This window comes from Nostoc sp. FACHB-133 (genome assembly GCF_014698055.1).
Classification (GTDB): domain Bacteria; phylum Cyanobacteriota; class Cyanobacteriia; order Cyanobacteriales; family Nostocaceae; genus Nostoc.
In genome coordinates, this window is the sequence record NZ_JACJSH010000006.1 from 241,972 (window position 1) to 248,541 (window position 6,570).

Sequence of the window (6,570 nt, forward strand, 5' to 3'; positions counted from 1 at the left end):
AAATAAATTTATATTTTCCTACTCAGTCTTAATGGTCAGTTATACTTATTACTGACCATTAATAATTGACAACTGAAGACTTTAATAATTATATTTATTGATGCTCAGTTCAGTTAAAGAAAATTTTGTAATCGTTGAAAAACTATGGAAACCGAACAACAGCAACGTGAATCCATCAATACTTCATTATCACAAGGTGCGCTAGCACTTGAAGGTGTAGATGCAAATTTGCCAAAGTTACCGCCAGCATCGGAACCGGAATCTCAATGGCAGCAAATTAGTAGACAAGTTTCTCAATTTTTGGAGAAACTACCCACATACTTAGGTAGCTTTTTTCAGGACTATAAACAGCCTCTAATAACTGTTGCGTTAATTCTAGCTGCCATTGTTACAGCAAAGTTAGTGCTAGCACTACTGGATGCAATCAATGATATTCCATTACTATCACCACTCTTTGAATTAGTTGGAATTGGTTATTCCAGTTGGTTTATTTTCCGTTATCTACTAAAAGCTTCAACTCGGCAAGAATTAGCTGATGAAATTCAATCCCTCAAAAATCAGTTTGTGGGCGAATAAACTTTCTAACCATTCAACTATTACACTACATTATGGTAGAAGTTTATCTACCTTTAAGACAAGGGGCTTAAACTCCTTGTCTTAAATAGTAAATGTAAATTATTAGTATTTAACCTAAATTAATATTAATCTTTTGATAGACCGGAAGATAGAGGATGTAATCCTCTTTTTAATTTTAAATCACTTCTAAAGATAGTAGTTCGGAGATTAAAAAAAGCTTAATCTAGTTTTTGAAGTTATTTAATAGATTCTTTTACGAGGACATAAATTATGGCTAATGAAGCAGTTAAGAGAGATATAGATTCATCCGATCGCGCTGAAGTAGATAGTTATGATCGCGGCATTATTCCAGCGGAAACTGCTGCTCGGATCGAAAGAGAAGGCGGTAACTACAAAACACTCCCTACAGAAGAAAGGGAGGCAGATGCAGCTACAGATGACCAAACCGATCCAGAAAGTATACGCACTACTGACGGATACACCGTAGACAAAGAAGGTTTGTTGAATAACTATGCAGTTGAACCGGAAATGTACTACGAAGAACCAGGTGATGCACGCAAACAAGCAGCAGAAGATACAGCACAACGTGTTGAAGAACTTGGAGAAGTTAATCAGGATGAAGAAGGCAAGTTGACCGAAAAGGGTGACAAACGCGGTAGAGGCCCAGGAATAATTTAATTAACAACTATCCTTTTGGTGGGTGCAATTACACGTAAAAAGGCTAAATAGACAGTTTGTAGAGACGCAATTATAGTTATTGCGTCTCTATTTATATAGCAATACGCTTGGGTTAACGCCAAAGCCCTTTAACTGCGTTGGGCTTTGTGCAACCTATATAGCTCAGTGCAATTGCGTAACTAATTTTACAGGCGACGAAGCCAACTTGTTAAAAGTAGACTCATCTTTATATCCACACAAATTTTGCTGGATATAAAGTAAGTACCTGATTGAAATAATCTAAAAATATGGGGCTTTTAATATTTTCTGTAGCTTTAGTTGCCATTGTTGCTGTAATTATCATTAATAGCTACAACGATTTAGTCAAGTATCGCAACCGTTACAAAAATGCTTACTCTCAAATCGATGTTCAATTACAGCGCCGCTATGACTTAATTCCCAACTTGGTGGAAACTGCCAAAGGGTACATGAAACATGAGCGGGAAACCTTAGAAGCAGTTATTGCAGCTCGGAATTCTGCAATTAATGCTAGTAGTCGTGCTGCACAAAATCCCGGCGATCCCCAAGCGATGCAACAGTTGGGCAATGCTGAAGGAGCGCTGACAGGTGCGTTAAGTCGGTTGATGGTACTTTCAGAATCTTATCCAGAATTGAAAGCCGATCGCGCCATGACTCAGGTGATGGAAGAATTATCTTCCACTGAAAACCGGATTGCTTTTGCACGTCAGGCTTTTAATGACGCGGTAACACTTTACAACACCAAGAGCGAATCTTTCCCCAGCAATCTTGTGGCAAATACTTTTAACTTTACTGTTGCAGAATTGCTCGCCGAAGCTACTCCAGAAATGAGAAATGCTCCACGCGTGTCTTTTTAAATATCTATGAATTTCTTTGAACATCAGGATCGGGCACGCCAAAACACGCAACAATTAATTGGGTTATTTTCCCTGTCGATCGCAGTCATGATTATTGCGATTTACATTGCCACTTTATTTCTGCTCCGCATGGCTCCACGTGTTTGGTGGCATCCAGGGATATTTCTCTACGTGACTGGGATTACAATAATTGCGATCGCAGTGGGAAGTCTCTATAAAATTGCCTGTCTCCGTCAAGGAGGAAGCGTCATTGCTCAGGAGTTGGGGGGAAGACTGTTACTCCCAGATATGGCAGATGAACAAGGGCAACAACTATTAAATATAGTCGAGGAAATGGCGATCGCTTCTGGTATTTCTGTCCCAGAAGTTTATCTCCTGGAAAGAGAAACCGGTATTAATGCCTTTGCTGCCGGATTTACGCCCAATGATGCTGTAATTGGTGTTACCCGTGGGACTTTACAACACCTGAACCGAGATGAGTTACAAGGAGTCATCGGCCACGAATTCAGCCACATTCTTAATGGAGATATGCGGCTAAATTTGCGTTTAGTGGGACTCTTGCACGGGATTTTGTTCATTTATTTAACCGGAGAATTGTTGTGGCGAATTCGCGATAGCTTCCGTTTAGGAAAGGAAGATAAGGGTTTACCTATCTGGGCTTTTGGTTTAGCACTAATGGCAATTGGCGGTATCGGATTACTCTGCGGACGCTTGATTAAAGCCGCCGTCTCTCGCCAACGCGAATTTCTTGCCGATGCTTCGGCTGTACAGTTCACTCGCAACCCCAACGGACTTAACGGAGTCTTCCAAAAACTCCAACAGATGGATTCACGCTTGATTTCGCCTGGTGCAGAAGCCGCTAGCCACATGTTTTTTGGTAATGCGCTCAACCCCTCTTTCTGGGACAATATGTTTTCTACCCACCCACCTCTGACAGAACGTATCCGTCGCGTTGGGGGTTTGAACGTCAGCAATTTGCCAGCAATGCCATCTCGCAATCAAATGCGTTCCCCTTCCCAGGAATCTCTAACAATGGGCTTTGCTGGTGGTTCGAACGCCACGCCAGAACAGGTTGTCAACCAAGTTGGAAGTGTTACACCAGAGCATTTTACCCATGCTCAAGCGCTGTTATCGCAGTTACCAGAATCCCTACGCTTGGGTGTGCGAGAGCAGGAAAGCGCAATGGCGATCGCTTTTGCCCTAGCATTAGATACAGAAAATATCGAGATCCAAGAACGTCAAATTGCTTGGTTACGCGAGGTGCAGCCTGCTGAGTTGGTAGACAAAACTCTAGAATTTAGTAACGAAATTAGCCAGTTAGATGCCAAAATTCGCTTACCACTTGTGGATTTGGCAGTACCCGTATTACGCCAAAATTCTGCCAAAGAATGCCAAAGACTATGCAAATGTGTCCACGGTTTAGCTGTAGCCACCGGAAGTTTATCACTGTGGCATTTTGTGTTGCAGTTAATACTGTGGCATCGCCTCCAACCTAGTATAAATCCTACATCTACAACAGTAGAATACACCTCCATAGAACAAATTTGGCCAGATAGTCTATTAGTACTGTCCGTAATTGCCCGCGTTGGACACTCTCAACCCGATGCGTCCACCGAAGACATCGCCTATGCTTTTCGTTCTGGAGTTTTTCGGCTTCCCAAGGCCGCAGAACAAGAAAAACCAGACACGCCACCAAGCTGTAATTTCACTGAACTTAAGAAAAGTATTGAACGCCTCCGCCTTGCCAGTCCCAAACTCAAGCAAGCTATTGTTGATGCCTGCGCTCACACGGTACTATTAGATAACAAAGTTACACAGTCAGAAGCAGATTTGCTCAGAGCGATCGCTATGACGCTAGACTGTCCCATTCCCCCATTTTTAAACCCTCAGCGTGGCATTTCAAAACATAAACAATCTTCTCCGAAGTGAAGTTAATGTAACGAGTGAGACACAATTATTTATAACTAAACAAGAAAGTCCGTTTTTGCGGACTTTTCTATTATTCTTTTTTATAGTTAGAAATAGCTGTTTAACAGGAAAATAACCCGTTGCATTATCATTACATTTACAAGCAATTAATTTATTTTCGATCTCGTTTTTTCTTAGCGTTATTCTCTACGAGACGCTGCACGTTGGCGGTTCGTTCATTTTCACAACTCAAATAGGATTGCTATCTGGGCAAAAGAGTATCATATTGTACAAAAACTCTTGGCATTGCCTAGAAGTATTAACTTGCTTAAAAAAGTTTAGACAAAATGCCAGCATTCTAGAAATTTGATTGCTATATTAGATTAAATAACTATTCTGGCAAGGATTAAAAAGCTGTGCGGGATGATTTACAGGGCTTGGAAATTAGTCAGAATGAACTGCAAAAGCTGACTAATTTACCTGTCAATGATCAACTTTTAATCATTACAAATCCTCTCAAAAACTTTGCAAAATTATACATCCAAAAAATTAAAAGTTCGGAAGGAGCAACTGTAGTTTTTATTGGATTTGCTACATTTGTTTTTGGCTATCTTTTATTTGATATAATTCTCAAAATATTTGTATCATGGATAGCAATTCCATCCTGGATAGTATTAATTATATTAGGTCTTTGGGTTGGCGGTCTTACGCAAACCATCTTATATTTAATATGGAAAAAGAGAAGCAGAATTGTCAAGCTAAACATGACAAATTCTCTCCAAATCCTGTTAAACGATGTTGAAAGATATAATACTGTAATTAGAGCAATACATATCAATGACCAAATAGAAGAAGCTGGTAATCCAGAAGTGCTGATCAAAGAAAGAGAGAGTGTTCTCGCAGCGCTTAATCTTACCAAAGCTGATTTAGTTCGCGCTTTGAAGACAGAAAGGATTTTGAGAGAAAATAAGAGCTTTATCCTTAGTAATACAGAACTATTCGTCAACAATTTAGCAACTTTAACAGCCATGCAAGTAAATGAACAGGCTACTGAGCATGGAAGGTTGCTTAATGAAGCCTTACAGATTGCATTAGATGTACAACACGAAATGAAACGATTACAGACTCAGGGTTAAAATAATTTTTGTCATGACTCTCTCTACAAGACGCTTAACGTAATCACGTTCGTTTACGAACAGCGTATGCAGACAATATCTCAGTAACGTAATTCGTAATCGAAAAATAGGTCAGACTAAAAAACCTTTTATGATAGCCCAGTTATGGCTATGGATTTAGACCTCAACTGTAACGTAATTACCAATCATTCGTAGCTTTTTCCATAATCCTTCCCACGGTAGCGATCCCCGGTCTAACATAAAGAATATCAAGAAAGTGATCGCTTATCGGCATGGACTGGAAAGAAGTCAGAGGTAACTGGGTAATCATTCCCCGAAATCCCATAGGTATCATCCATTTTTTAGGAGGTGCATTTGTCGCCACTGCACCTCACATCACTTATCGCTGGTTACTCGAACAACTAGCAAGTAAAGGCTATGTTGTAATTGCTACACCTTTTGTCAATACATTGGATCATACAGCGATCGCAAAATCCGTGCTGTTAAACTTTGACCGCACCCTGGAACGATTACATGATTCTGGAGCATTACGCAAGCTTTACTTCCCCATCTATGGTCTTGGACACAGTATGGGCTGTAAACTTCACTTGCTAATTGGTAGCCTCTTTAAAGTAGAACGTGCAGGCAATATTTTAATATCCTTCAATAACTACGCTGCCAAAGAAGCTATTCCCCTAGTAGAACAGTTCAATTCTACTTTGAAAATCGAGTTTACTCCTTCACCGTTGGAAACTAACAAGCTTGTCCAAGAGCGTTACACTATCCGACGTAATTTATTAATAAAGTTTAGTAATGACACCATTGATCAATCAGCAGCTTTAACCAAAATCTTACAAGAACGCTTTGATGACATGGTGACAGCACAAACGTTACCAGGAAATCATACAACGCCTTTAGGTCAAGATATTAAATGGCAAACTGGAACGTCTTTTACCCCCTTTGATGCATTAGGGCAATGGTTCAAGCAAGAAGCATACCGCGACTTGAACCAGTTAAGAAGTTCTATCCTATTGTGGATGAATCCTCTTGCACCTCCATAATGTTTTATGACTGTCCAAAAGTTATAAATTCGACTGGGAAATATAGAAAAATTCCAGATAAATTAACTAATGTAATAATATTGACATTAGTTAATAGTAGGGGCTTTCAGCTTTTTCTTCTTTACGAGAGGCTATGCGAACAAAGTAGGTCTAAAACCCTTACAGCAAACTTTGAATTATTTACGCTGTCCTACTTATTAATACAGAAATACAGCAGGTTGCAACTAAGTACATAATTTAGGAATAAAAATTTAGATAAGTAAGCCGTGGGAAAAATTTATAAGTATGTAACAAAAAATTAAGCAGAAGAATTGGAGTTAAATCTTATACGCTGTGTACTATATTTTCCCTTCTCTG

At 39.6% G+C, this 6,570-nt stretch carries 6 protein-coding genes; all 6 read left to right on the plus strand.

Features of this window, described 5'->3' with window-relative positions:
* Positions 1–144 precede the first annotated feature (144 nt).
* The 6 genes from H6G86_RS07755 (at position 145) to H6G86_RS07780 (ending at position 6,213) form a co-directional block, all read left to right on the plus strand.
* Entirely contained in the window at positions 145–576 is a 432-nt protein-coding gene (locus H6G86_RS07755) for a CAAD domain-containing protein (RefSeq protein WP_190933822.1), read from the plus strand.
* 270 nt (positions 577–846) lie between these two features.
* Positions 847–1,254: a hypothetical protein gene (locus H6G86_RS07760; protein WP_190933823.1), complete on the plus strand. Its 408-nt coding sequence runs from the start codon at positions 847–849 to the stop codon at positions 1,252–1,254.
* A gap of 287 nt (positions 1,255–1,541) precedes the next feature.
* Positions 1,542–2,129, plus strand: coding sequence for a LemA family protein (locus H6G86_RS07765; protein ID WP_190933824.1), 588 nt, complete (start codon positions 1,542–1,544; stop codon positions 2,127–2,129).
* 6 nt (positions 2,130–2,135) lie between these two features.
* Positions 2,136–4,058 (plus strand): M48 family metallopeptidase, encoded by a 1,923-nt coding sequence (locus H6G86_RS07770; protein ID WP_190933825.1) that lies wholly within the window; start codon positions 2,136–2,138, stop codon positions 4,056–4,058.
* A 395-nt stretch (positions 4,059–4,453) separates the two neighbouring features.
* Positions 4,454–5,173 (plus strand): inorganic phosphate transporter, encoded by a 720-nt coding sequence (locus H6G86_RS07775; RefSeq protein WP_190933826.1) that lies wholly within the window; start codon positions 4,454–4,456, stop codon positions 5,171–5,173.
* A 272-nt stretch (positions 5,174–5,445) separates the two neighbouring features.
* Positions 5,446–6,213, plus strand: coding sequence for a DUF1350 family protein (locus tag H6G86_RS07780; RefSeq protein WP_114084715.1), 768 nt, complete (start codon positions 5,446–5,448; stop codon positions 6,211–6,213).
* Positions 6,214–6,570 lie beyond the last annotated feature (357 nt).

Coding starts and splice junctions, on each gene's coding strand:
- H6G86_RS07780 (WP_114084715.1), top strand. CDS start 5,446: ATGGACTGGAAAGAAGTCAGAGGTAACTGGGTAATCATTCCCCGAAAT.
- H6G86_RS07755 (WP_190933822.1), top strand. CDS start 145: ATGGAAACCGAACAACAGCAACGTGAATCCATCAATACTTCATTATCA.
- H6G86_RS07770 (WP_190933825.1), top strand. CDS start 2,136: ATGAATTTCTTTGAACATCAGGATCGGGCACGCCAAAACACGCAACAA.
- H6G86_RS07765 (WP_190933824.1), top strand. CDS start 1,542: ATGGGGCTTTTAATATTTTCTGTAGCTTTAGTTGCCATTGTTGCTGTA.
- H6G86_RS07760 (WP_190933823.1), top strand. CDS start 847: ATGGCTAATGAAGCAGTTAAGAGAGATATAGATTCATCCGATCGCGCT.